The sequence below is a fragment of the Pseudomonas sp. DR208 genome (assembly GCF_019823005.1).
Lineage (GTDB): Bacteria > Pseudomonadota > Gammaproteobacteria > Pseudomonadales > Pseudomonadaceae > Aquipseudomonas > Aquipseudomonas extremorientalis.
Genome location: NZ_CP081944.1, coordinates 2,121,102 through 2,146,821, shown reverse-complemented (window position 1 = coordinate 2,146,821; position 25,720 = coordinate 2,121,102). Strand labels below are relative to the sequence as shown.

Below are 25,720 nucleotides of genomic sequence, written 5' to 3'. Positions count from 1 at the left end.
GAAAGCCTGCCGGTAGAAAAGCGTCATAGCAGCGGTTTTAACGTCGGCCAGACATTTTCCAGCAACTTGCCCTGGGCACCGACCGCCGGGTGAAGTTGATCGGCCTGCATCAGCTCCGGGTGACCGCCCACACCATCGAGGAAAAACGGCACCAGCGGGACATTCTTTTGCTTGGCCAGCTCGCCATAGACTTCGGCAAACGCGGTGGTGTATCGCGGGCCATAATTGGGGGGCAATTGCATTCCCAACAACAACACCTTGGCGCCACCGGCCCTGGACTGGTCAATCATCGATGCAAGATTTTGTTGCAATTGCGCAGGCGGTTGCCCGCGCAGGCCATCATTGCCCCCCAACTCAATAACCACCACATCCGGCTTGTGCTCTGCAAGCGCCGCCGGCAGCCGCGCCAGGCCTCCGGCACTGGTGTCGCCACTGATGGAGGCATTGACCACCTTATCGTCGAAACCTTCCTGCTTGAGCCGTTGCTGCAGCAGGGCTACCCACCCTTTGCTGGTATCCAGGCCGAAACCGGCACTGATACTATCGCCAACGATCAGGACTGTACCCGCCGCTGCGTTCTGGGCCATGCACATCAAGGCCAGGCCAGCACTCAAAAACCACATTCGCATCGGATTCTCCATGGGCGCAAGCATTCTCACCGCGCGGAACCTTAGCAAAGTGGTTCCCAGCGCGGAAGGTGAACTGACTATCCTGCACGAACTGAGCCTGGAACTGAACAAGGGCGATAGCCTGGCTATCGTCGGCAGTTCCGGTTCCGGCAAATCCACCCTTCTCGGCCTGCTGGCCGGCCTCGACCTGCCCAGCAGCGGCGAAGTCACCCTCGCCGGACAAGCCCTCAGTACCCTCGACGAAGACCAGCGCGCGCGCATCCGTGCCGAGCATGTGGGCTTCGTATTCCAATCCTTCCAATTGCTCGACAGCCTCAACGCCCTGGAAAACGTCATGCTGCCGCTGGAACTGGACGGCCGCAAAGACGCTCGCGAACGGGCCAGGCACCTGCTGGAGCGCGTAGGCCTGGGCCAACGCCTGACGCACTCGCCACGCCAACTTTCCGGTGGCGAACAGCAACGGGTAGCGATTGCCCGCGCCTTTGCCGCCGAACCGGACGTGCTGTTTGCCGATGAACCCACCGGTAACCTCGACAGCCACACCGGCGAGCGCATCAGCGACCTGCTGTTCGAACTCAACAAGGAGAGCGGCACGACCCTGGTGTTGGTCACCCACGATGAGCGCCTGGCCCACCGCTGCCGGCGCCTGATCCGCCTTGAAGCCGGCCTGATGGTCGCGCCCCTGGAGCCTTGATGGCACGTTTGCCGCTGTTACGCCTGTTCAGCCTGGCCATGCGCCAATTACTGCGCGATGCCCGCGCCGGTGAATTGCGCGTGTTGTTCTTCGCCCTGTTGGTCGCCGTGGCCGCCAGCACCGCCATCGGTTACTTCGGTGCGCGCCTCAACGGTGCCATGCTGTTGCGCGCCACCGAATTCCTCGGCGCCGACCTGGTGCTTGAAGGCAGTTCGCCGGCCCGGCCCGAACAAATCCAGTCCGGCACCGAGCTGGGCCTGGATCACGCTCGCATCGTGGAGTTCTCCAGCGTCATCGCTACCGATAACGGCATCCAGCTCTCCAGCATCAAGGCGGTCAACGAGCAGTACCCGTTGCGCGGTGAACTGAAAAGCGCTGCCGTGCCTTTCGGCGATGAAACCCCAGGCGGTGGCCCGAAACCCGGTGAAGCCTGGGTGGAAGCGCGGCTGCTGACCGCGCTCGACCTCAAGGTCGGTGACAGCATCGATGTCGGCATGAAGACGCTGCGCCTGGCTCGCGTGCTCACCTATGAGCCGGACCGCGCCGGCAACTTCTACAGCCTCACGCCCAGGGTGATGATTAACCTGGTGGACCTGGACGCCACCGGTGTGGTGCAACCCGGCAGCCGCGTCAGCTACCGCGAACTGTGGCGCGGGCCACAGGGCAGCACCGTGCTGCAAACCTATCGCGATCTGGTCAAGCCGGGGCTCGCCGCCAACCAGCGCCTGCAGGATTCACGGGACGGCAACCAGCAGATCGGCGGCGCCCTGGGCAAGGCAGAACGCTACCTGAACATGGCCAGCCTGGTCGCCGTATTGCTGGCGGGTGTGGCGGTGGCGTTGTCGGCCAATCGCTTTGCCACGCGACGCTTCGACGCCAGTGCATTGCTGCGCTGCCTGGGCTTGTCACGACGTGAAGCCATGTTGCTGTTCAGCCTGCAACTGAGCGTCCTGGGGCTTTTCGCCAGCCTGGTCGGCGCCCTGCTTGGCTGGCTGGCGCAGTTTGGCCTGTTCTACTTTCTCCACGACCTGTTACCCGCGGACGTTCCACCCGGCGGGCTGCTACCGGCGGTTGCCGGGATCGGCACCGGGTTGGTCGCCCTCGCCGGCTTCGCCCTGCCCCCGCTGGCCGCATTGGGTCGAGTGCCACCGCTGCGGGTATTGCGCCGTGACCTGCTGCCGATCCCTTCCAGCACCTGGATGGTCTATGGCGCAGCGTTGTTCGCCTTGGGCCTGATCATGTGGCGCCTGAGCCTCGACCTGGTGCTGACCTTCGCCCTGCTCGGTGGCGGGGTGGTTGCGGCACTGGTACTCGGTGGCTTGCTCCTGCTCTTGCTGCAAAGCCTGCGGCGACTGCTGGCCCGCGCCTCCCTGCCGTGGCGCCTGGGTCTGGGCCAACTCCTGCGTCACCCACTGGCAGCGGCCGGTCAATCCCTGGCATTCGGCTTGATCCTGCTGTCCATGGGCTTGATCGCCCTGTTGCGTGGCGAACTGCTCGACACCTGGCAAAACCAGCTGCCCAAGGACGCACCGAACTATTTCGCCTTGAACATCCTGCCGGCCGACAAGGATGCCTTTAGCACCCGTCTGCTGGAACTGCAGGCGCAATCCGCGCCACTGTACCCGGTGGTGCCGGGGCGCCTGATCAGTATCAATGGCGAACCGGTACAGGAAATCGTCAGCAAGGACTCCAGCGGCGACCGTGCGGTGCAACGCGACCTGAGCCTGACCTGGGCCGCCGACCTGCCACCAGGCAACGCCCTGACGGCGGGCTCGTGGTGGTCGGCGCAACCTACCGATGAAATCCCGGGTGTCTCGGTCGAAGCCAAGGTAGCGGAAAGTCTCAAACTCAAGCTCGACGACCACCTGGTCTTCACCGTGGGCGGAGAGAATCGAGAAGCGCGGGTCGCCAGCCTGCGCACCATCAACTGGGATAACTTCCAGCCCAACTTCTTCATGATTTTCCAACCGGGCACCTTGAAAGATCTGCCGGCCACCTACCTGACCAGCTTCTATCTGGCGCCCGGGCATGACCAGCAGATCGTCGACCTGTCCCGAGCGTTCCCGGCGGTAACCATCCTGCAAGTCGAGGCGTTGCTGGAGCAATTGCGCAGCATCCTCGCCCAGGTGACCCTGGCGGTGGAGTACGTGTTGCTGTTTGTACTGGCGGCAGGGATGGCGGTGTTGTTCTCCGGCCTGCAAGCCACCCTGGATGAACGCATTCGCCAAGGCGCGCTGCTGCGTGCGTTGGGCGCCGAACGCAAGCTGCTGGTCAAGGCCAGGCGTATCGAGTTCGGTTTGCTGGGTGCCGTCAGTGGGTTGCTGGCGGCGCTGGGCACGGAGCTGGTGACGTTCGTGCTGTACCGCTACGCATTTGACCTGGCCTGGCACCCTCACCCGTGGCTGTTGCTGCTACCGGTGATCGGTGCCGTGCTGATCGGCGGTGCCGGTGTGTTTGGCACCCGCCGCGCGCTGAATGCCAGCCCGTTGACGGTGTTGCGCGAAGGTTGAATGCGATGGGCCCGGATTCTTTACAGAATACGGGCCCATTTTGCTCACTTCACATATTCGATCCCGGTGATCCACCAGCACACCTCACCGCTTGGGGTCTGCACGATAGCCTCGTCATCCACCTCCTTGCGCAACAGCGCACGGGCCATGGGCGAATCGATGGAGATGTAGTCCATCCGGTCATAAATCTCGTCATAACCGACAATACGAAAACGCTTGGTTTCACCCTGCTCGTTTTCAATATCCACCCAGGCGCCGAAAAACACCTTGCCCTCCTGCTCAGGCATGTACTCCACCACGCGCATGTCTTCCAGGCGTTTGCGCAGGTAGCGCACGCGACGATCAATCTCACGCAACAGTTTCTTGTTGTACTGGTAGTCGGCGTTTTCGCTACGATCCCCCAGCGAAGCCGCCCACGTCACTTTACGCGTGGTGTCCGGGCGCTTTTCGCGCCACAGGTAATCCAGCTCCTTTTTCAGCGCTTCATGGCCTTCTTTGGTAATCAGCTTGGTACTCAAACGCTTGCATCCCCAGGCAATGTCCATAGGTGCCGATACGCCTGGGTTTCATGCCCTGGGTTCGGCTGGCTGGCGTTGATGATAAATGAACCGGTGAAAGTAGCCAGGCCGGTCTAGCTGTCCAGCGTCCGATCCAGCTCCAGCAACATGCCCCGCAGGCTTTGCCGCAAGCCCGACACCTGTGACGTCATCACCTTCAAGGCTTCGGTCCTCTGGCTGACGGCAAGCGACTGATCATGCAGTTGAGTGGTGCGCTGTTCCAGCTCTCGAACCTTCTCATCCAGTTGGTTTTGTTCCTGTTGCAATCGCGCCTGCCACTGCTCAAGTGCAGTCTCCCGCTCGATTGCAGCGAGTTTTTGCTGGGTCAACTCTTGAGCGACACGGGCAAGGTTGGTCAGCGTGCTATCGACTTCGAACAATGTACTGTGGTCGCCTGAAGACATGGACTTCGTTGGCACCGGCGCATCAGGCTCACGTGGAATGGCAGGTGCGGCCTGCGCCACGTCCACTGGCGTGCTCAAGGGTGCCTGCCGGGGCTCCTCAACCGGTTGTTCATGCAGCGGAGGGCGGACCGACTCGGGTGGGCTCGCGCTCTTGGGAGGAGAGATCATTTGTGACGAAAACCGAATGGACGGCACAATCACTGAAGCACTTTCGATCGCTGGCAACGTCGGCGCAGACATGCCCAGGGTGATCACTTTCATCACCAGCGCTTTCTTGATGATCACCGAATGATGATCCTCAGGCCTGGCCGGTGGCAACTTGCAACCTTTCAAATCGACAAAATGATAAGGCACTTGGGTTTCGGTAACACCACCGGATTTAACACCCGAAGCGGCCAATGTCAGTATTTGCTTGAAAACATGCAATGCCACCTGCAGGTCTTCCTTGGATTCAACGCTTCCCAGAAAATACCGATCAAGTTTCTTACGCAAGGCCGCGATATAGACCCTGGAACTTCCAGGCTCTATCTCTTCATCCAGGCTATACACAAGGAAGTTTGAGGCCGTCTGACCGACAGCAAACCCACAGAGCAGTGCACCGTTAACCGGAGCATCTTGACCATTGCGTTCAAGAACAAGGGTACGTAGCAGCATCATGCAATCAGGCCTCAATATTCGGACAGAAAGTTTATATAAACAACCAATAAACATTCAAAAATTAGACACTCCAAAACACGACACATTGTTTCAGTGGTCTGCCCGCCCTGCACGTAGGACTTGTCTTATTAATGCTGACCGACGTTCCCAAAACCGCGAGCAACCCGTACCCTTTTTTCAACCTCCCTACGTCATACCAAACTTATTCGGTAAAACAATGATCGAAATAAGCAATCTGACAAAACACATGGGTAACAATACTATTGTCAGCGACTTTTCATTCAGTGCCGGTCAACAGGAATGCCTCGGGTTGTTCGGACAGGATCACACAGCCAAAACAGTCCTGTTCGATGTCATTGCCGGTTCGACACAGCCGTCCAGCGGTCATATAAATATTCAGGGCTTCGACACACAAACCCACCCGCTCGAAGCAAGGCAACTGGTCGGCTATCAACTGTCCAACGACCTCGGCCATCCAACGATGTCCGTCAAAGCGTTCCTGGATTTCATTGCTGCCATTCGTGGCTTTCGCGGTACCGAAAAACGTGACCGCCTGGAACAGTCCATCGCACGACTGGAGTTGTTTCCGGTGCTCGATGCCCCCCTCGACCTCCTTTCTATCGCCTGGAAACGCAAAGTCGCAATTGCCCAGGCCATCCTGCATGGCCCTGCCCTGTTACTGCTGGACGAACCCACCGAAGGACTCGCGCAGGATCAGAAGCACGCATTCAAGGCGCTTATCCAATCATTGACGCAAGAAATGACGGTCATCATTGCCTCGCGTCACTGCGAAGAGTTGTCCGAACTGTGCACACGCGCCCTGGTCATTGCCAACGGTCGTCTGGTGGCCGATACGCCACTGCCCGATCTACAGCGCGACTCGCGTCACTTCCAGGCAGTCACCCTTACCGCCGAGACGCCACTGGACCTGTTGGCACTGGCTGTCCTTCCAGGTGTGGCAGGCATCGAAGAGCATCGAAACGCGCCCGGCACAGTGACCGTTCTCGCCATGCCCGGACACACCATCTATCCCCATATCAACACGCTGATTGCCAGCCGGCGCTGGAAAATCAACTCACTGAACCTGGAGCCAGGTCGCCTGAATGATGTGGTCCACCATCTGACCAAAGAGGCGTCCCATTGAGACTATTGCCCATCATTCTGAGGCGTCAACTCACCAGCTATGCGCGCTCCCCCAGCACTTACCTCAACATTGCCATTTTCCTTATACTGTCAGTGACATTAGGGTTGTACGTAAGTCCGTGGCGGGAACAAAACGGCAGTGACTTACAGGTATTTTTCCGGTTCCACCCTTCGCTTTATTTATTGCTGATTCCCGCCCTGACCACTCAACTTTGGTCCGATGAAACCAACGCAGGTTTTTTCAGCCTGATGAAAACCCTGCCCATCACAACGCTCGAATGGATTGTCGGAAAATTCCTCGCCGCCTGGCTGGTGGCCAGCACCGCCCTGTTTCTGATGTTCCCCCTGGTGATCATTGCGAACTATCTGGGCAACGCCGACAACGGTGTCATTGCCTCGCAATTTCTGGCGAGTTGGCTGCTGGCAGGCAGTTACTTATCCGCAGGCTGTTTTATTTGCGCACTGGTCCATCACCGCACTGTTATTTTCGTATTGACACTGGGCTTGTTACTGACAACCAGTGGCCTTTCCTATGTATTGGACTCACTTGAACACCAAACCCCTATATGGCTGATCGACAGCCTGGCATCCCTCAGCCCTACCTGGCGATTCAGCAGTATCGATGATGGAAAACTCACACTGCGCGACATACTTTATTTTATTAGCATGATCCTCGCCTTTCTCACCGCAACGACAGTCACACTCAACTACAAACACAGATGAGAAGGGAACCTCTTAATGCGGTCCACTCTGCGCACCGGTATGACGCTTTGCGTCACCTTTTTGCTTTTCCTGGCTTTCAACCTGGTGTGGATAGGTAAACTTCCTGATATACGCTGGGATCTTTCTCAACAAAAAATCCACACTTTATCGCCCCCCGTATACCCACTGCTCGCAACGCTGGAAAGCCCGGTGGACATGTATTACTTCAATTCAAATAACGACCCGAAGCGAAGCTACGCCGTGAAACGCTATGGCAAACGTATTGAGGACCTGCTCAAGGAGTACGAAAAGAAGGCTCGGGGCATGATCAACCTGCACGTGATTGAACCCGCTCCCTATTCGGAAGACGCCTATAAGGCACGGCTGTCAGGGCTCGACGAGAACACAGGTTTTCTCGGTCTCATCAGCACGAGCCCCGGTCATGGCGTGCGACGTATCGGTTCTTTCAGCCTCGAGCGCGAGCCCTTGCTCGAATATGAAATAAGCCACCTGCTCTACAAGTTGCAGCACCCGGAGCGACCGGTTGTTGGGCTGCTGTCGGGGCTGTCGATGGACGAATCCGCAGGTCGGCTCCTGCAGGCCGTACGGCGAGAATTCGAACTGGTCGCTCTGGAGCCGAATGCCGCTCTAATTCCCGAACACATCAAAACGCTGATGGTTGTACAGCCACGGATGCTGCCGGAACGGACCTTGTATGGGATTGAGCAATTTGTCTTGAGGGGCGGTAGATTGATGATGTTCATCGACCCGTTGAGCGAACAACGTTCAACCGCATTCCCAGCCAATAGCCGACTGGACGAGGTGCTTGCCGCCTGGGGTATCCAGATGCCGACGGACAAGCTGGTGGTCGACTCTCTCTACACGCCCTGGGAGACGCCAGATATGCCCAATCGAGTCAGGCTGAACTTGCCACGACAGGCAATGAACCTGAACGACATCAGCACCTGGAACCTCAACAGGGTGACAGTATCGAGCAGTGGGGCGCTGGTGCAGTTGAACAAAAGCCGCACAACCTTCACCCCGATCCTGCAAAGTTCCGAGCAATCCGTGCTGTTGGAGGCCAACCAATCCCCTCGCGCAACAAAGTCCGATTCCGTGATTGAAGAGGCTTCGAGCCGAGAACGGCGCCATGTCATTGCTGCACGCATCGAAGGGCCGAGCTACTCAGTCTTTTCCGATGGTATCAAGGGCCTGCCGCCCGGGTTGCAAACAGCCGCGCAGATTCATGTTGTGGTCATCGCTGACACCGACATGCTTACCGATAAGGTCAGCGACGCGGCGCCCGATGGCAACGCGCTGTTTGTTCTGAATACACTGGATAACCTGTCCGCCCCCGACATGCTCGTCGCGATTCGCCCAAGGGCAACGCAGGACATGCCGACGGTGCTGGAGGGTATGCGCGAGGTCGCAAGACAGGCCTATCGTTCGAAAGCCAGCGAACTGGAGCGACGCTTGCAACGAACAGAGCAGGAATGGCAACGGCTGAGCCCATGGACAACCACCCTCGGCACTCAGGCAGTGGAGACCAATACCCAGCTGCAAGCACTCAACAAGGAACGACTGCGCCTACCCATGGAGCTGAATACCCTGCAGCGCGAAGCCTACGCCCAAGTGCGTCGTCTGGAGTTGGCGATAACGCTGGTGGCGGTCTTCGCCATGCCGCTGACGTTATGCCTGATCGCCTGGGTGGTCTTTCTTGGAGAGCGCCGACGCCGGTTGCAAGCCGGCGGCATTATTCACTGAATGTTCAGCGACGGGCTATCAGCCCCTGTCGTGCGATACGGGTCAATTGGCGGATGACTTCGGTGGCATTGTTGGCACTCGGGGCCTGGATAACCGCCAGGTCAAAGCTGTCACTGGCAAAACGCGCAAGTGAATCGCCATCTTCAACAAACTGGATCAGGAACGCCGAAGGTCGGCCAGTGCGACGCGGCCAACCATCCAGGTAACGCAATAGCGTGGGCTGGTGTTTGCCGCCAAGAAGAATTTTCGGGTTGCGTTGAGTGAGGTCCGCAGTAATCGGGGCCAAGCGTATCAGGGGGCGTAATGCATTCATCGTGTCGTGTCTCTGCCTCAAAAGTCTGCGGGCAGGTGAGAGGCAACACCGAACCAGCGCTTTAGCGGAATTTCGAAGCATGAAACACGCTTCTGTCGGGACCGATGACGATCACCCATGGCGCCCCGCAATTAGCTGTTTAAATCGGCGCATGAGCGGCATCCTAGAGAAGCCGGTGGGGCGGTGTCAAGAATCCCGAGCAACGAAAAGGCCCGCACAGGGCGGGCCGATTCAAGGTGTTGCAGCCCAATCAGTGGGCGATGGCGCGGTCTGCGGACAGTTTGCCAGCACCCTCCAGCAGTACCGCCAGTGAGCCGCCGAGCAGGGCCAGGGCGAACTCATAACCGTTGTTGGCCATGAACAGGCCGTTATGGATGTGCACCGAGAAGATCGCCACCAGCGACAGGAAAGTCAGGCCCAATGCCGCAGGGCGAACCAGCAGACCGATGATCAACGCCAGGCCGGCAAAGAACTCGGTACCGCCCGACAGCAGCGCCATCAGCGTACCCGGCGCCAGGCCGATGCTTTCCATCCACTGGGCGGTGCCCGCCAGACCGTAGCCGCCAAACCAGCCAAAAAGCTTTTGCGAACCGTGGGCGGCGAAGATGATGCCTACCACAATGCGCAGAATAGTCAGGCCGTAACCGGCGCGAGTGGAGAGAATGCGGTTGATCAGTGGGCTCATGGTGCAGATCCTTTTCAAAGTAGGGTTGGTTGGCCGCTATATTAATCAGTTAAAGCAATGATAAAAGCCGAAAAAATGCCTGATTAATATCGATAAAATCGATTACTTCCGTGAAGCGATTTTCGGCGCTGGCGGTTCCAGGGACTCCCGCTCCCGATCGAACGCCAAGAAATACTTGTTGACGCTATTAACATAGCTGACGCCGCCCATCCCTACCTGCTCCATGGCAATGCGTTCAACCTGGAAAAACCACTGGTTGGGGTTGAGCCCCCGCCGCTTGGCTTCAGTACGCATGCCCTGCACCCGCTCCGGCCCCATGTTGTAAGCCGCCAGCACAAAGGCCATGCGCTCGCGCTCGTTGAGCTTGGGGCTGGCGAAGAACTTGCGACGGATCATTGCCAGGTACCGCGCGCCGGCCTGCACGTTGCTGTCGAGACTTTCGATGTTGTTGACCCCCACGCGTTGCGCCGCCGATGGCGTGATCTGCATCAAGCCGGTAGGGCCGCCGCTGTTGCGCGCGCCAGGGTCAAGCGCCGATTCCTTGAAGGCCAGTGCGGCGAGGTTCAACCAGTCCATGCCCTGCTCGCGGGCGTGTTTCTGCAAGACCGGGCGCAGTTTTTCCAGGCGCTGTCGGTCGACGCGGGCCAATGGGTTGCGCACTTGGTAAAGGCGACGGTAGATACGCTGGAATGCCACATCCTGATCGGACGGGGTTCGATAGGTCTTGAGGAATCGATCAATACTGGCCCGCAGCATCGAGGCATCCTGGCGCACGAACCAGTATTCGTCGCCCGGCTCGCTGATCGCCACCTGCTTATCGAAACGCAACTTGGGCAGGATCTTCGACCAGCGCTCGGCAATCGGCTTTTCGACAATGGTCAGGTGGAAAATACCGGCCTGGACCATCTCCAGCACATCTTCCACGGCCAGGGTCGGGTCCACCCACTCCACCTTCACCGGCGGCTGCTTGTGCAGCGCGAGTTTTTGATTGACCTGGTTGATGGCATCCGCCGCGGCGCTACCGGTGGTCAGCGCCAGGGTGCGGCCGGACAATTGTTCCAACTTGGTAAACCGCCTCTCGCCCTTAACCCCCACCAGCCACAACGGCACGTCGCTGGCAATCGGGTCGCTGGTGCTGATCTTGTGCGCCGCTTTTACATCGAGCAGTTCACCGGGCGCCACCAAATCACCTTCGCCACGGGCCAGTGCGCCAAGCAACTGGTCCTTGGCCTTGGGAATGATCTTGAGGTTGATCTCCTGGCCATCACGGGCATGGCCATTGAGGTACTGCTCGAAGGCGCGCAGGCGATGGTATTCAACACCGATAGCCTGGCCTTGCACCTCACCGGAGCTGTTACGGCTCTGGTTGACCAATACGCGCAACGTGCGGCTTGAACGAATCTCCGCCAAATCACGCACCTTGCCGGGCTTGGTCACTTCCAGCGGCCCGTCCAGACGCGCAACCGCCGCCATGGGCAGCAGCATCGTCAGGCACAACATAAGCAACGCCGAGGGTCGGATCATCCGCTCTCCGGAAAGAATACTGGCCAACGCCCTCGCGAAAAACGAGGCGGTGGGGGTCAGAAACAGAGCGCTTTATGCGCTGGCAAGGTACGCAACGGCGGCATGATGAAAGGCGGCGGGCCAACCACAATGTCGCTTGCGACGTTCAAAGACAGCTATAACTCGTTGTAGTTCTTCGTTTTTCTTATAAATCTACAGCTCTGATATGCTTTCCGGCCGCAGGCGGAGATAGCACCATGCAACTCATTGATATCGGCGTCAACCTGACCAACCCCAGTTTCGACGAGAAGCACCAGGCCGTGCTCGAGCGTGCCTATGCTGCCGGCGTGCAACAATTAGTACTCACCGGCACCAGCATCGAGGGCAGCGAACAGGCCCTGGCGCTGTGCGAAAAACTCGATGAAAGCAGCCAACGCCTGTTCAGCACGGCGGGTATCCACCCCCACTCCGCCAGTGACTGGAACGGCGATAGCGCATCACGTTTGCGCGGGTTGCTGAAAGAAAACCGCGTACGCGCAGTCGGAGAATGCGGGCTGGATTTCAACCGGGATTTTTCACCGCGTCCGCAGCAGGAAAAAGTCCTCGAAGAACACCTGGTGCTGGCCATCGAGCTGAAACTGCCGGTATTCCTCCACGAACGTGATGCCAACCAGCGCCTGTTGGATATCCTCAAGGACTACCGCGACCACCTCACCGCCGCCGTGGTGCACTGCTTCACGGGCGAACAACAGGCGCTGTTCAGCTACCTCGACCTCGACTTGCACATCGGCATAACCGGCTGGATCTGTGACGAACGCCGTGGGACACACCTGCACCCCCTGGTCAGGGAAATTCCCCGTGGCCGCCTGATGCTGGAAAGCGACGCGCCCTACCTGCTACCGCGCACCTTGCGTCCGAAGCCGAAAAACGGTCGCAACGAGCCCGCGTATCTACCCGAAGTGCTGCGCGAAGTCGCCCTGCACCGCAACGAGAGCGTGGAAGACCTGGCACGCCACAGCACGGCCTGCGCCCGTCGCTTTTTTGGGCTGCCTGCCGTGGATTGATGCGGCGCATTGACCCATGTCAAAACCGTTTTCCTGGATAGCGGCACAATAATGGCACCTTGCCAATGCTGTTTCCGCTATCAGAGAAAACCTTCCATGGGTGCCTGGCTTAGCAATATCTCGCTGAAGTACAAATTCTGGGCCGTCAATGCGGTCGCCTTCATTACCACCCTGCTGCTGGTGCTCTATGCCGTGCAGCTTGAACAACAGTCCCGCAGCGATGCATCCCGGGCTTCGGCGCAAGCCCAGGCACACTTGTTCAATGCGTGGCCGACTGGCGAAGCATTGCCCAAGGGCGAGCACTGGCTGACGTTCAAGCGCGGCCAGGTCCCACAACTGGCGGAGCAGGATCTGTCAGCCCTTGGCAGCAACCTGGGCTGGGTCGAACTCAATCACATGCCGTGGTTCGGCGAAAACCCGCTGATGGGTGCCGAAGTCATCGCCCGCCCTGACGGTCAATACGTCGCCGTGCTTGCCTACGCGCCAAGCCTGAGCCAGGTGTTCGAAGAACGCTTCGCCAACTATGCCGTGGCGGTCCTGATCCTGATGCTGGCGATGCTCGGCGCCTCGCAACTGCTGATCCGCTTCCTGCTCAGCCAACTCAACACCCTGAAAGACGTGATGCTGCACGTAGAGAAAACCGGCGACCTATCGGCCCGCGTGCCGTTGGCCTGCAAGGATGAAGTTGGCCAGATGGCCAGCGCCTTCAACGCCATGCAAGCGGGCTACCAGCGCGTCGTCAACACCGTGGCACGCACCGCCCAGCAACTCGACGATGGCGCCGCACGGTTGGCCAGCAGCATGAACGACGTGCAGCACGGCATGCTCGGCCAGCAAAGCGAAACCGACCAGGCCGCCACTGCCATCAACGAAATGACCGCCACCGTCTACCACATCGCCCAGCACGCCGGCGCCACCCGCGACCTGTCCCAGACCGCCGACACCCTGGCGGGCAGCGGCCAGGAAGTGGTCACCCGCGTACAACGCTCGATTGCCGGCCTCTCCACGGGCGTGCAGCAGACCGCCGAGATGATCCAGAAGCTCGCCGAGGACAGTCAGAAAATCAATGGCGTGGTCAGCGTGATCCATAGCATCGCCGAGCAAACCAACCTGCTCGCCCTCAACGCCGCCATCGAAGCCGCCCGCGCCGGGGAAATGGGCCGGGGTTTTGCCGTGGTTGCCGACGAAGTGCGCAACCTGGCCAAACGCGTACAAAGCTCCACCGACGAAATCACCCGCATGGTCTCGGCGCTGCAGGCCGGCACCCGCGACGCGGTGGACTTCATGCAGGAAAGCTCGTTCAAGGCTGACGACTGCGTGCAGCAAGCCCAGGAAGCCGGCGCGGCCCTCGCCGAAATCACCAGTGCCGTGGCGCAGATGCGTGAAAGCAACACCCAGATCGCCGTCGCTGCCGAGCAGCAAAGCCACGTCGCCGAAGAGATGAACCGTGCGGTGGTGAGCATTCGGGATGTGACCGAGAACACCGTGCAGCAAACCATGGATTCGGCGACGACCAGTAATGAACTGGCAACCTTGGCCGGTGAACTGAGCAAGGCGATTGGGCAGTTGAAGCTGTAGGACTGTTCAACCCGTAATCCCATACCTACAACAAAGCCTCGGTTTGCCCGAGGTTTTGGCGAAACGTCCTAACCCTCCCGGCGAATAACGCCGACTTCTTTTCCCTGGCAACCTCTTCAAAGTCTCTCGCCTGTTTAATCAGCGCGAGGGACCGCCGATGCACTTCTCCAGCCGTGCCCCACTCAATGGGGCTGCCTCATGACTCCAGTTATTGCCCGGTTCATCCTGGCGCCCATGGATGCCAAGGCGCCGGACGTTGAAGGCGTCCTGCGTGACTTGCGTGAATGCCTGAATACCTTTGACGCATGGGCCTCAAGCTTTTGGAGCGTTTCGGCGCTGGATGTCGAGCAAGTCTTCAAGGTCGGGGATGAAGTGGCGCTGGTCGCGCCGGTCAACCGTTCTCTTTACCCAAGCACCACCGTTGCGACTTGCCAGGCCAACGGCAAGCTGACCCTGGTGCACCTGTTCCAAAGCACGCGATTTGTACCCATCGGCAACACGCCGGTGATGGTGCAGCGTGTCGTCCCCAACGGCGGCCCACTGGGCGAGCCGATCCACACGACCATCGGCCCGAGCGGCATCCTCGAAATCGACCAGTGTGAGCGCGACCAGCAATACCGGGTCAGCTTCTATCCCAACGTTTCCGAGGATCACCTCAAGGCGCTGTATGCGTCTTATCAATCGGTGATTGATGGGTTGGAAGTTCGCCTGCGCGAAGAGTGGAAAAACACCTTCGAAGCCCAGTGGAAAGACTACACAGACGCCAGCCCGCTTGATCAACGCAGGCTGCTGGAGAAGGCGTTTCTTCATGGCATGGGTAAGGCGTTCTACAGCCTTTGGGACAACTTCACACAACTGTACGACCTGCTGGCGGACCTCAAGAGCAATAGCCAGAAACTGCTGCAGTACGTCTCCCAGGCCGAACTGGATGAACTGTTGAAACTGGGCAAGGACACCATTGCCCAGGGCCTGCTTGTGCTCAGCGACGAGCCGCTGATGTTTATCTATCTGTCGGCCCTGGTTGCCTGGGTACGCATGCTGCCGCCGCCGCAGATGTACGAGCTGCTGGGCGAGATGACCGGCGAGGTGCTGATCAATCTGTTTCTGATCTGGGCCACGCGATGCATGGGGGTTCAGCTTCGTTTGGGTATGCAGGTGCTGGGGCACATCAAGTCCGAGCGCGTGCGTAAATGGCTGCAAATGCTGGCGGACCAGATGGTTGGACCTCGTCTAGAGGGCCATGTCGAAGCGGCCAGGCCGTTGTTGCTGGGCAGCGCAGAGACGCCGATAAGGGTGATTCCGGATGCGCCGTTGAAGGCTGCGGATCAGGTGGTCTCCAACGCGGTGCCGGTGGTGCGCAACAAGTCCCAGCGAACCGCGTTGGTGCGGCAGGAGACCGTGGATGATGTGCCGGTTTCTGCTCGCAACCCGAATGGGGATGCGGCCGCATCTTCGGACAAGACCGCCACCAACGGCTGCCCGGTGTCGATGGTCACCGGCGAGGAACTCCTGACCCTCACCGATGGGACGCTGGACGGGATCTTGCCGTTTGAGTGGACGCGGTTGTATCGCACCAGTGCGGTTGACGTGGATTGTGGGTTGGGGTTTGGCTGGAGTCACGCGCTGGCGCATCGGCTGAGTGTTTCCGGGGATTCGGTGCTTTGGACCGATCATGAAAACCGCTCCACCACCCTGCCCTTGCCGTCGACTTCTCGCCCCGCAATCACCAACAGTCTTGCCGAAGCGGCGATCTATCTGGGTTCGTCGCCTGATGAACTGGTGCTGGCCCAGGCGTCACGTTTCTACCACTTCCGCGACGGTGTGCTGACAGCGATCAGCGACGCGTATGACAACCGGCTGCGCATTACCCGGGACTTTCTGGGGCGTGTTGAGCGGGTGGATAACGGCGTCGGGCGCTCGTTGTGGTTGCGCTATGTGTCGGGCCGGATCGTGGCGGTGGATTACCAGATTCATCGCGTTGTGGATGACGGTCCGTTTGTGTGGGTGACGGAGCAGACGGTTGTTTCCTACGCCTATGACGACTTGGGACGACTGGTTTCAGCGACCAACGCGGTCGGCGAAAGCGAGGTTTATCGCTACGACGAACAGCACGTCATTCTTGAGCGCGGTTTGGCCGGTGGGGCGAGTTTCTTCTGGGAGTGGGAACGGTCTGGCAAGGCGGCGCGGTGCATTCGGCACTGGGCCAGTTTCTCGCAGATGGACACGCGTTATGCCTGGGATGACAACGGCCAGGTCACGGTGTTTAACGCCGATGGCAGCCAGGAAGTCTACGTGCATGACCAGCGGGCGCGGCTGGTGCAGCGGGTTGATCCTGACGGGGCTGAGCACTTCAAATCCTACGATGACCAGGGTCGGCTGACGGTTGAGCAGGACCCGCTCGGGGCGATCACGGCGTATCAGTACGACGAAGCCGGGCGCTTGGTGGCGGTGTTTCCGGGGGACGATGAGCCGACGACCTACGAGCATGATAACGGCTTCGTACGGGTTGTAAGGCGGGGTCAGGCGGTTTGGAAGTATGAGCGCAATGATCAGGGCGATGTAACGCGCAAGATCGATCCTGACGGTCACGTTACCGATTACACCTACAACAAATATGGGCAGCTGATTGGGGTTTGGTACCCGGATCACAGCTATCAGCGGCTGGTGTGGAACGAGCGTGGGCAGTTGCTTGAGGAGCAGTTGCCCAATGGTGGGATCAAGCGCTATCGCTATGACGACCTGGGGCGGCAGGTTGCTCGGGAAGATGAACACGGCGCACTGACCCAGTATCAGTGGGACAGCGTGGGTCGGTTGACTCGTGTTGTGCTGCCAGGCGGCGAGCTCAGGGAATACAGCTACAACCCCTACGGAAAAATCACCGCCGAATGCGACGAACAGGGGCACGTCACCCGCTACGAATACGCCGACGGCCTGCACCTGATCAGCCGTCGCATCAATGCCGATGGCAGCCAGATCAAGTACCGCTACGACAACGCGCGGTTACTGCTGACCGAGATCGAAAACGAGGTGGGCGAAACCTACCGGCTCCAGTACCACAACAACGGCCTGATCCAGCAGGAAACCGGTTTTGATGGTCAGCGCACCGCTTACGTCTACGACCTTAATGGCAACCTTTCGGAAAAGACCGAACACGGCGATGACGGCAGTCAGCTGGTTACCCGTTACCAGCGCGATCATGCCGGACGCCTGATCAGAAAAACCCTGCCCGATGGCAATACCGTCGATTACACCTACGACCGCCAGGGCAATCTCTTAGGCGTCGAAGACGGCCACTGGGCCCTGGCCTACGAGTACGACAGCCAAAACCGCCTCACCGCCGAACACCAAGGCTGGGGCACCCTGCGCTACGGCTACGACGCCTGTGGTCACCTGCAAAACCTGCGCCTGCCGGACAACAACCGCCTCACCTTCAATCACGACAAAGGCGGCCACCTCGCCACCGTCGAACTGAACGGCGCCGTTCTCACCTCACACCTGTTCAACGCTGGTCGCGAACAGCAACGCGCCCAAGGAAACCTGCTCAGCCACTACCAGCACGACCACCAAGGCCGCCTGTTCAACCAGAGCATCGTTGATGCCGAAGGCCCGCTATACCGCCGCCACTACGACTACGACAAATCCGGCAACCTCACCCGCCTGCTCGACACTCGCAAGGGCGAACACCGCTACCACTACGACCCACTCAACCGCCTCACCCGCGCCGACCACACCCAAGGCGAGCAAGAACGCTTCGGCCACGACCCCGCCGGCAACCTGCTCATGCACAACCGCCCCGGCCCGGACATCGTCGCCGGCAACCGCCTGATGATCCAGGGCGACCATCATTACGACTACGACGCCTTCGGCAACCTGATTCGCGAACGACGCGGTAAGGGCCATCAACTCGTCACCGAGTACCGCTACGACTGCCAGCACCGCCTGATCGGTATTAAAACGCCCAACGGCCAGACCGCCAGTTACCGCTACGACCCGTTTGGGCGGCGTATCAGCAAAACCGTCGACGGCATCACCACCGAGTTTTTCTGGCAAGGCGACAAGCTGATTGCCGAACACCATGCGGATCGGCATCGCAGCTACCTGTACGAGCCGGACAGCTTCCGTCCGCTAGCCTTGCTGGAAGGCTTCGGCCCCAAGGAAACCAAGGCCTACCACTACCAGCTCGACCACTTGGGCACCCCGCAAGAACTCACCGCCCCGGATGGCGAAATCGTCTGGTCGGCGCATTACCGTGCCTACGGGGAAATCACCCGCCTCGACATCGGAAAAGTCGACAATCCGCTGCGTTTCCAGGGTCAGTATTTCGATCAGGAAAGCGGGCTGCACTACAACCGCCATCGCTACTACAATCCGGATGTTGGTCGGTACCTGACGCCGGATCCGGTGAAGCTGGCGGGTGGGATCAATGCTTACCAGTACGTATCCAACCCGACGGGATGGGTAGATCCATTAGGGCTGAGCTCATGTCCTGGCGGAGATGGTTGCAAGCAAGCCGCCATTTCTCAACGCTCTTCGCCAAGCGTCAATGACGGAGAGCCCGCGTTACCCCAACTGACTCGTGCTGAGCGTCAGGCAAGAATTGATGAGCTTGCCGAAGCGAACGCCTATAGGCGTCTGGACGAGCTTGAGAAGGCAACGCCGGGAGCACATTTCCTGGAAAAACACGGCGCACAAACGACACTCGAGTCTCAGCTCGAACGATTAAATACCGCAAGAAACCCGACGACAGGAATTATTGAGCGCTACACATCGGGCCCAAACACAGGAGAACCTAAATACCCACCCGCTGCAACACACTATCTCAGCCATAGGGATCAGCTAAACTCGATATACCGAGCCCAGCTTATTTTTAGACGAAACGGACACGCTGCATCATTAGAACCAATGAATATGGAAAAAATTGTTGGCGAAGGATACTCAAGAGAGGGAATGGAATATAGCCAACAACGTAAAGCAAGGGTGATATTAAACAACCAAGGCCACCCAAAAACTGCATACACGGAGAAATGACCAAAATGAAAAACAAGCCTAGCATGTCAATAATCCGTGGACTACTGTTCACTTACGACATTGAAAACACTGATGACTTAGAGCGAGAGAAAATAATTGCATCAAAAGACGTAAATAATGAAAAAGAACTTGCAGATCTTTTTGACGAGTTAACCAAACCAGAATTTCTCGATTATACGAGGAGTGAGCAGGAGTGGTTCATTGCCTCGATCACACATTTCTTAGCCATCAATGACAATTTTGATGCGGTTTTCAAAAGCATGGCAACCTATTTCAGCGCACCCGTAATTAATCAGAGAAAGTTCATGCAGGTCTTATTGACATGTTTGAAAAACTACTACGACTCGCCAAGATCGGAAAATTAAGAAAGCAAGCGTATCCGGCATCTGCCTGGGTAAGTATCGAAGATTTCTAAAAAACCAGCCTCCCCACTTGCGGCAATCGAACTTGCTCGCGTTGGGCCGCGAAGCGGCCCCAATCCAGGCGATGAGGTCTTCAGGTAAATCGGCTACGACGCATTCGGCAACCTCGTCCGCGAACGACGCGGCAAAGGCCATCAACTCGTCACCGAATACCGCTACGACTGCCAGCATCGTCTGATCGGTATTAAAAAACCCAACGGCCAGACCGCCAGCTACCGCTACGACCCGTTCGGTCGCCGCATCAGCAAAACCGTCGACGATGTAACCACTGAGTTTTTCTGGCAAGGCGACAAACTCATCGCCGAACACCACGCGGATCGGCATCGCAGCTATCTCTATGAACCAGACAGCTTTCGCCCGCTGGCGCTGCTGGAAGGCTTCGGCCCCAAGGAAACCAAGGCCTACCACTACCAGCTCGACCACTTGGGCACCCCGCAAGAACTCACCGCCCCGGATGGCGAAATCGTCTGGTCGGCGCATTACCGTGCCTACGGGGAAATCACCCGCCTCGACATCGGAAAAGTCGACAATCCGCTGCGTTTCCAGGGTCAGTATTTCGATCAGGAAAGCGGGCTGCACTACAACCGCCATCGCTACTACAATCCGGATGTTGGTCGTTACCTGACGCCGGATCCGGTGAAGCTGGCGGGTGGGATTAACACATACCAGTACGTGCCAAACCCTATGGGTTGGGTGGACCCCCTTGGGCTAAATGCTAATTGCACTGGTTCAGTAAAGAAAAATCCAACCTGCGCTATACATGTTGAACCTGACGTACCTGACGTATCTCGTAAAGGAGCGTTCCGCGAAGCAAAAAGAGACGCCAATATACCGATGGCACAACAACCTGATGTAATTACCGCCCCAAGATCTGGTGCAAAAAGACAATACAGCATTGTGAAAATGTCAGACATAAATGGAAAAGCCATTTTAGATAGCTCACACGAGGGTCTACCAATATACGAGGGCCGATGGGTCCAAAGTGTTAATACAAGATCATTCGGCTGGGCATAAATTCGGTACTCCAAACGGAGTTGGAGATCAAGGCGCTCACTTCAATTTGCGTCCATTTGATACACCTCGAACCGGCAGCGTCCCGGGAACAAAAGACCATTACATATTCAAGGATAAAAAATGAAATACTGGAACAATCTTGATGGAACTATATTTTTCAACAAAGTGTTCAGTCAACCAATTGAAATCGGCAAGGTTTACATTCATTCACTGGGTATAGAGAATGATCAACCCTCTTTCGGGGTTGGTTTTGACATACCTGACTTTCCTGATGTCTTGCCTGAAAAATGGAAAAACAAAGGATATAACACGTGCAGAATTGGCCTGACCTGTTATGAAATCAGCAACTTAAAAATAGTAAATCTTCCGCGAAAAGAGATTTTCAGCATAAATATAAAGCGAGAACCCGGGTACTTTTTATTCACCGCAAAATCAAAAAACGCCTCTATTGAATTCAAAGCTAAGTGGCTTTCCATGGAAGGTCCGACAGTTTATATAAATCATCCAGAACCAGGAGACTGTAATTGGTCAGACGATACTCTATAAAAATCAAAAGCGTGATTTACACAATCGATCTCTATGAATGCTATAGCAAACGCCAATTCGCCGCCCCGCCCGCCCCCGCCTAAACTCTGTTCAAGTTGTTTCAACGGACAGAGGATTCATCATCATGGGCAAACGTCACCCCAATCTCCCCGCCTGGCAATGGCGTCACTACCCGCAGAACCATCAGCACCCGACCAATCTGGCGTTGCACCTGATTGCCGTGCCGCTGTTCATCATTGGGTTTCTGTTGATTGTATCCGGGGTGTTCAGCCTGAGCCTGGCCAGTTTTGCCGTCGGTGTGGTCGGTATCCTGGCTGGCCTGGCGTTGCAGCGTCATGGTCATAGCCTGGAAGCCCAGGCCAGTGAACCGTTCAGTGATCGTAAAGATGCGGTCCAACGCCTAGTGGTCGAGCAGTTCGTGACCTTTCCGCGCTTTGTGTTGAGCGGTGGCTGGTGGCGCGCCTGGCGGCAGCGCCACAGGCATTGAGATCAGGCGAAGACCACCACGGTCTGGCGGCTGATGGCGATGAGTTCGCCGGTCGGGCTCCATAGGGCGGCGGCGGCATGGCCGTAGCCATCGCGGGCGTGCTCGATATTGACGTAATACTGGCACCAGTCGAGGGTCGTGAGGTCTTGCAACGGCTGGATGAATTCGATGGTCCAGGTCAGGGTGCTACCCGGTGCCGGCTTTTTCAGGTGCGGCAGCAACGCAGGGGGCCAGGCGTCGACCAGGGCAAGGATATGCGCCTCCGTCAGCGGCTCTTCCTTCACATCGCCGCGCAACCGTACCCAACCGCCCATGTCGCGGGATTTATTACCGGTAAAGGGTAAGCCGCCGACGCTCCAGCGCATCGCCAGATGGCGCATGAATTCCGGGGTGACGCCCTTGATATAAGGCAGTTCCTGGCACTCATCCCAGTGCTTGAACACCGGCGGCGCTTCGCTTTCGACCGCGATTTCCGACTCACGGGCCCCACCGAAACTGGCCTGTACCAGTGTCGCCACTTCACCGTTCTGCACCACACGGCCAAGCAATTGGTTGACGGCTTTGCCTTCGCGCAGCACTTCGACTTGATAACTGGCGGGGACGTCCGGCGCTACCGGGCCAACAAAGGTGATTGCCAGCGACCGTAAAGGACGATCCGCGGGCACTTGGGCACGCAGGGCTTCGTATTGCAATGCGGCGACCAGGCCACCAAAGGTCGCACGGCCCTGGGCCCATTCGGCGGGGATGGTGACATCCAGCGGGTTGCTGCGGGCGGCGTCGAGCAAGTCACTAAAGCGCATGGCGGTCTCACATCAAAGGGAACAGATGAGGGATCTTAACCATCAGGCCAGTCAGGTACAGCGCCTATTCCGGCCAAAAGCCGGACCGGCTTAGAAACAATCAGCGCTGAGTTTATCCAGCACTCGATCCGCCCGCCCTTCCGCCTTGGCCATGGTGCGATGCCATACGGCAACACAAGGTTGCAGATCAGCCTGGTGTTCAGCCTGGGCCAACCACTGCCAGCAGTCATGCCAATCCCCCAGGGCGCCCTGGGCTTTTTTCAGGTGCGACATGGCGTTGGCGGGCAATTTATCCAACTCGGGATAGGCCTCGGCGGCGTAGCGCACGCGCTTGATCAGCAAGCGGAGGCGATGGCGATCATGGCCCGGATCCTTCAGGGCCTTATCGAGTGCCTGCCATTGCTTGGCCAGACGCTTTTCGATGCGTGGGCGCAGGCCTTTGAGCAACTTCTGGTGCTCAGAAGCACGGATGAAACGCGGGAAGGCGTCGAGGATCAGCAGCAAGTGCGCAAGTTCCGGGCTTTGCGCCACCTGACGATAGGCCTCGGGTTGCAGGCGCAGTCGTCGGTTTGCGGGCTCATGATGGCCGTGCAGGTGCAAATACGCCGCCAGCACCTCGCGGTCGCGTAGCGGCGTAGTCAATTGGCCGACCGTGCTGGCCGCCAATTCAAGCTGCTCCACCCCTGGCAAGCCGCGCAAGGGGCGCAATAGGCTGCGCAGACGACGCACAGTGGTGCGCAGGTCATGCAGGGCTTCATCGTCGGTGACGGCGGCAAGGCGAGCCTGGCAGCTCAGTAACCCTACTTCCAGGCCAATGACCTGAGCGACTAACTGATCGACCAAAGCTGACATCCTGCCCCCACTACCTGATGAGAAATCCTACTCGCTGCTACAGGTCAACGCCCGGCGCGAGACTCACGAATATAGAACCGCGCTTTCTCGGCCTTGTTGGAGCAGCCTTCAAACGCTTCAAATTGCTGCTGGGTCTTGGCGCCTGTCAACAAAGACAGTGCCTTAGAGTAGCTCACGGTGCCGGCAAAGCCTTCAGCCTTGGCCAGGTCAAGTTCTTTCCAGGCGGCGTCCAACTGGCTGCCGCAACTGTCGCGGTAGGCGGTTTTCCCGGCGCAACCAGCCAGGGCCAACACGATCACAGGCACACACATCCAGGCTTTCATCAATGACACCTCAAAAAGAAAAAACAGTCGTACGTTGTAGACGTTGCCTACAGGGAAAAGTGCCTGTCCTTAGCCTGAAATCGATAGTACCTATTGACCAGAGCATACCCGAGCAGCAGCGCTATCCTGGAAAAATATTGCAGGCTCCCACGAATATTGAAGCCGGCCTCTCATGGGTGCATTGTGGGCACCTGCCTTGGGGAGGACATGGACCATGAAGAAACGTGTTGCCTTGGTGCTGGGTTCCGGTGGAGCCCGGGGCTACGCCCATATCGGGGTGATCGAGGAAATCGAGCGGCGCGGCTACGACATCGCCTGTATCGCCGGCTGTTCAATGGGAGCGGTAGTGGGCGGCATTTACGCCGCTGGCAAGCTGGATGAGTATCGAAACTGGATTGAAAGCCTCGACTACCTCGACGTGTTGCGCCTGGTCGACGTGAGCTTCCGCCTGGGCGCCATTCGTGGCGAGAAAGTCTTCGGGCAGATCCGCAAGATCGTCGGCGAGATCAATATCGAAGAACTGCGCATCCCCTACACCGCAGTCGCCACCGACCTTACCAACCAGCAGGAAATCTGGTTTCAGGAAGGCTGCCTGCACCAGGCCATGCGCGCCTCGGCGGCGATTCCCAGCCTGTTCACCCCGGTGATGCAAGGCAACCGCATGCTCGTGGACGGCGGCCTGCTCAACCCGCTGCCCATCGTGCCGGTGGTGTCGAGCCACTGTGACTTGATCATCGCGGTCAACCTCAACGCCACCAATCAGAAGCACTACCAGTTGCCGGTGATCCAACGCCCGCCCGCGTTCAAGAGCCGCTTCAACAACCTGGCGAGATCACTCGGTTCGCACCTGCCCTTTCGTCGTAAGCAGGCCGAACAACTGATGAAACTCGAGCAGGAGGCGTTGGAAGCGCAGGCGGCGGAGATCAACCCGTGGCTGGAATCTGCCGAGCCGGAATCCCAACAACCCGCCGCGGCACCGGAAAAGCCCGGCGCACCGAAGTCGGCAACCGGGTCGTTCATCATTGATAACGTCGGCCCGGCTTCGCTGCTGGACCTGATCAACCAGAGCTTCGAGGTGATGCAGACGTCGTTGGCGCAGTACAAGATCGCCGGCTACCCGCCCGACGTGCTGATCAACGTGCCGAAGCGGGTGTGCCGGTTTTTCGAGTTCTACAAAGCGCCGGAATTAATCGCCCTGGGGCGGGAAATTGCCAGTGATACGTTGGATCGCTATGAAAGTGAGCAACGCTGAAACAGGCGCGTCACTAACGCCGTTGTGGCGAGCGGGCTTGCCACAACAAGCCCGCTTGCCACAGAGAAGCACCTGAGATCTATCCGCCCAACAACCGATACCCCACCCCTGCCTCGGTCACGATAAACCGTGGCTGGGTCGGGTCATCCGCCAGCTTCTGGCGCAGGTGTCCCACGACGATGCGCAGGTAGTGGCTGTCCTCGGTATGGGTCGGCCCCCAGATATCCTTGAGCAATTGCTGCTGGGTAATCACCCGCCCAGGGTGCCGTGCCAGTTGCGCCAGCACCGCGTACTCCTTGCGCGTCAGCGCTACTTCAGCGCCGTCCAGCAGCACCCGGCGATAGGCCAGGTCCACCGTCAGCGGGCCAAAACGCAAGGCCGCTTCCTGGGCTTCCCCCGCTGGCGCCTGGCGTAGCAATGCACGCACCCGGGCGAGAAACTCCTGGATGCCAAAGGGTTTGGTCACATAGTCATTCGCACCGCCATCCAGGGCCTCGACCTTTTGCCCCTCGCTGGCCCGCACCGACAGCACCAGCACCGGCACCGTCGACCACTCGCGAAATTCACGCAGCACCTGCTGGCCGTCCATGTCGGGCAGGCCAAGATCGAGGACCAGGAGGTCCGGCTTGTTCAACGCTGCGTGGGCCAGGCCTTCGTTGCCGGTACCGGCTTCGATCACTTTGTAGCCCTGGGAGGCCAGGCTGATGCGCAGGAATTTGCGGATCTGCGGTTCGTCATCAATGACCAAAATCGTCGCGGTCTGGCTCATGGCTTCCAATCAAAATCCGTGAAG

22 protein-coding genes and 1 pseudogene are annotated in these 25,720 nt (G+C 58.4%); 13 read left to right on the top strand and 10 right to left on the bottom strand.

Annotation, left to right across the window (positions count from 1 at the left end; genetic code table 11):
• Window positions 1-23: 23 nt before the first annotated feature.
• Entirely contained in the window at window positions 24-629 is a 606-nt protein-coding gene (locus K5K89_RS09615) for an arylesterase (RefSeq protein ID WP_092247678.1), read from the bottom strand.
• 10 nt (window positions 630-639) lie between these two features.
• On the opposite strand from K5K89_RS09615, the gene K5K89_RS09610 reads away from it, so the two are divergent.
• Window positions 640-1,323, top strand: coding sequence for an ABC transporter ATP-binding protein (locus tag K5K89_RS09610; protein ID WP_005786391.1), 684 nt, complete (start codon window positions 640-642; stop codon window positions 1,321-1,323).
• The gene (locus K5K89_RS09605) at window positions 1,323-3,833 is read left to right on the top strand and encodes an ABC transporter permease (RefSeq protein ID WP_222541297.1); all 2,511 of its coding nucleotides are present in this window, start codon (window positions 1,323-1,325) and stop codon (window positions 3,831-3,833) included. The genes K5K89_RS09610 and K5K89_RS09605 overlap by 1 nt, the downstream gene beginning before the upstream one ends.
• A 44-nt stretch (window positions 3,834-3,877) precedes the next feature.
• Here the strand turns inward: K5K89_RS09605 and greB are convergent, their stop codons facing one another.
• Complete coding sequence (gene greB, locus K5K89_RS09600; RefSeq protein ID WP_092248076.1) at window positions 3,878-4,351, bottom strand: transcription elongation factor GreB; 474 nt, start codon at window positions 4,349-4,351, stop codon at window positions 3,878-3,880.
• Window positions 4,352-4,464: 113 nt separating this feature from the next.
• Window positions 4,465-5,451, bottom strand: coding sequence for a hypothetical protein (locus tag K5K89_RS09595; protein WP_071488535.1), 987 nt, complete (start codon window positions 5,449-5,451; stop codon window positions 4,465-4,467).
• 217 nt (window positions 5,452-5,668) lie between these two features.
• Between K5K89_RS09595 and K5K89_RS09590 the strand changes: the two genes are divergently transcribed.
• The 3 genes from K5K89_RS09590 to K5K89_RS09580 are packed head-to-tail and all read left to right on the top strand — an operon-like array spanning window position 5,669 to window position 9,060.
• Complete coding sequence (locus K5K89_RS09590; RefSeq protein ID WP_222541296.1) at window positions 5,669-6,595, top strand: ABC transporter ATP-binding protein; 927 nt, start codon at window positions 5,669-5,671, stop codon at window positions 6,593-6,595.
• Complete coding sequence (locus tag K5K89_RS09585; RefSeq protein ID WP_071488537.1) at window positions 6,592-7,317, top strand: ABC transporter permease; 726 nt, start codon at window positions 6,592-6,594, stop codon at window positions 7,315-7,317. Before K5K89_RS09590 ends, K5K89_RS09585 begins: the two co-directional genes overlap by 4 nt.
• A 15-nt stretch (window positions 7,318-7,332) precedes the next feature.
• The gene (locus tag K5K89_RS09580) at window positions 7,333-9,060 is read left to right on the top strand and encodes a Gldg family protein (RefSeq protein ID WP_222541295.1); all 1,728 of its coding nucleotides are present in this window, start codon (window positions 7,333-7,335) and stop codon (window positions 9,058-9,060) included.
• A 4-nt stretch (window positions 9,061-9,064) separates the two neighbouring features.
• Here K5K89_RS09580 and K5K89_RS09575 read toward each other — a convergent pair whose 3' ends face one another.
• The 3 genes from K5K89_RS09575 to K5K89_RS09565 all read right to left on the bottom strand — a co-directional run bounded on the left by K5K89_RS09575 (window position 9,065) and on the right by K5K89_RS09565 (window position 11,582).
• Complete coding sequence (locus tag K5K89_RS09575) at window positions 9,065-9,373, bottom strand: hypothetical protein (protein WP_071488539.1); 309 nt, start codon at window positions 9,371-9,373, stop codon at window positions 9,065-9,067.
• A gap of 250 nt (window positions 9,374-9,623) precedes the next feature.
• A complete protein-coding gene (locus K5K89_RS09570) occupies window positions 9,624-10,058 on the bottom strand; it encodes a DoxX family protein (RefSeq protein WP_071488540.1) in 435 nt (144 codons plus the stop codon).
• Between the two features lie 102 nt (window positions 10,059-10,160).
• Entirely contained in the window at window positions 10,161-11,582 is a 1,422-nt protein-coding gene (locus tag K5K89_RS09565; protein ID WP_058427986.1) for a transglycosylase SLT domain-containing protein, read from the bottom strand.
• A gap of 236 nt (window positions 11,583-11,818) precedes the next feature.
• Between K5K89_RS09565 and K5K89_RS09560 the strand changes: the two genes are divergently transcribed.
• From K5K89_RS09560 to K5K89_RS09525, 7 genes and pseudogenes are all read left to right on the top strand, one after another.
• Window positions 11,819-12,625, top strand: coding sequence for a TatD family hydrolase (locus K5K89_RS09560; RefSeq protein WP_071488541.1), 807 nt, complete (start codon window positions 11,819-11,821; stop codon window positions 12,623-12,625).
• Between the two features lie 96 nt (window positions 12,626-12,721).
• Window positions 12,722-14,203, top strand: coding sequence for a methyl-accepting chemotaxis protein (locus tag K5K89_RS09555; protein WP_222541294.1), 1,482 nt, complete (start codon window positions 12,722-12,724; stop codon window positions 14,201-14,203).
• A 198-nt stretch (window positions 14,204-14,401) separates the two neighbouring features.
• The gene (locus tag K5K89_RS09550; RefSeq protein WP_222541293.1) at window positions 14,402-19,231 is read left to right on the top strand and encodes an RHS repeat-associated core domain-containing protein; all 4,830 of its coding nucleotides are present in this window, start codon (window positions 14,402-14,404) and stop codon (window positions 19,229-19,231) included.
• A 5-nt stretch (window positions 19,232-19,236) separates the two neighbouring features.
• Window positions 19,237-19,596, top strand: coding sequence for a hypothetical protein (locus tag K5K89_RS09545; protein WP_222541292.1), 360 nt, complete (start codon window positions 19,237-19,239; stop codon window positions 19,594-19,596).
• 144 nt (window positions 19,597-19,740) lie between these two features.
• Window positions 19,741-20,791: pseudogene (locus K5K89_RS28905) on the top strand (RHS repeat-associated core domain-containing protein); the annotation flags it as partial.
• A complete protein-coding gene (locus K5K89_RS09530) occupies window positions 20,788-21,213 on the top strand; it encodes an Imm50 family immunity protein (protein WP_222541291.1) in 426 nt (141 codons plus the stop codon). The pseudogene K5K89_RS28905 and the gene K5K89_RS09530, both read left to right, overlap by 4 nt.
• 124 nt (window positions 21,214-21,337) lie before the next feature.
• The gene (locus K5K89_RS09525; protein WP_058424472.1) at window positions 21,338-21,700 is read left to right on the top strand and encodes an Mpo1-like protein; all 363 of its coding nucleotides are present in this window, start codon (window positions 21,338-21,340) and stop codon (window positions 21,698-21,700) included.
• Between the two features lie 2 nt (window positions 21,701-21,702).
• Here K5K89_RS09525 and K5K89_RS09520 read toward each other — a convergent pair whose 3' ends face one another.
• The 3 genes from K5K89_RS09520 to K5K89_RS09510 all read right to left on the bottom strand — a co-directional run bounded on the left by K5K89_RS09520 (window position 21,703) and on the right by K5K89_RS09510 (window position 23,675).
• Complete coding sequence (locus K5K89_RS09520; RefSeq protein ID WP_222541290.1) at window positions 21,703-22,500, bottom strand: acyl-CoA thioesterase; 798 nt, start codon at window positions 22,498-22,500, stop codon at window positions 21,703-21,705.
• A 90-nt stretch (window positions 22,501-22,590) separates the two neighbouring features.
• Complete coding sequence (locus tag K5K89_RS09515; RefSeq protein WP_222541289.1) at window positions 22,591-23,352, bottom strand: CHAD domain-containing protein; 762 nt, start codon at window positions 23,350-23,352, stop codon at window positions 22,591-22,593.
• A 44-nt stretch (window positions 23,353-23,396) separates the two neighbouring features.
• Entirely contained in the window at window positions 23,397-23,675 is a 279-nt protein-coding gene (locus tag K5K89_RS09510; RefSeq protein ID WP_012722962.1) for a hypothetical protein, read from the bottom strand.
• A gap of 214 nt (window positions 23,676-23,889) precedes the next feature.
• Here K5K89_RS09510 and K5K89_RS09505 point away from each other — a divergent pair, with 214 nt between their 5' ends.
• Window positions 23,890-24,927, top strand: a complete 1,038-nt coding sequence (locus tag K5K89_RS09505; RefSeq protein ID WP_058424475.1) for a patatin-like phospholipase family protein — start codon at window positions 23,890-23,892, stop codon at window positions 24,925-24,927.
• Window positions 24,928-25,006: 79 nt separating this feature from the next.
• On the opposite strand, the gene K5K89_RS09500 is transcribed toward K5K89_RS09505, so the two are convergent.
• A complete protein-coding gene (locus K5K89_RS09500; protein ID WP_222541288.1) occupies window positions 25,007-25,696 on the bottom strand; it encodes a response regulator in 690 nt (229 codons plus the stop codon).
• Window positions 25,697-25,720 lie beyond the last annotated feature (24 nt).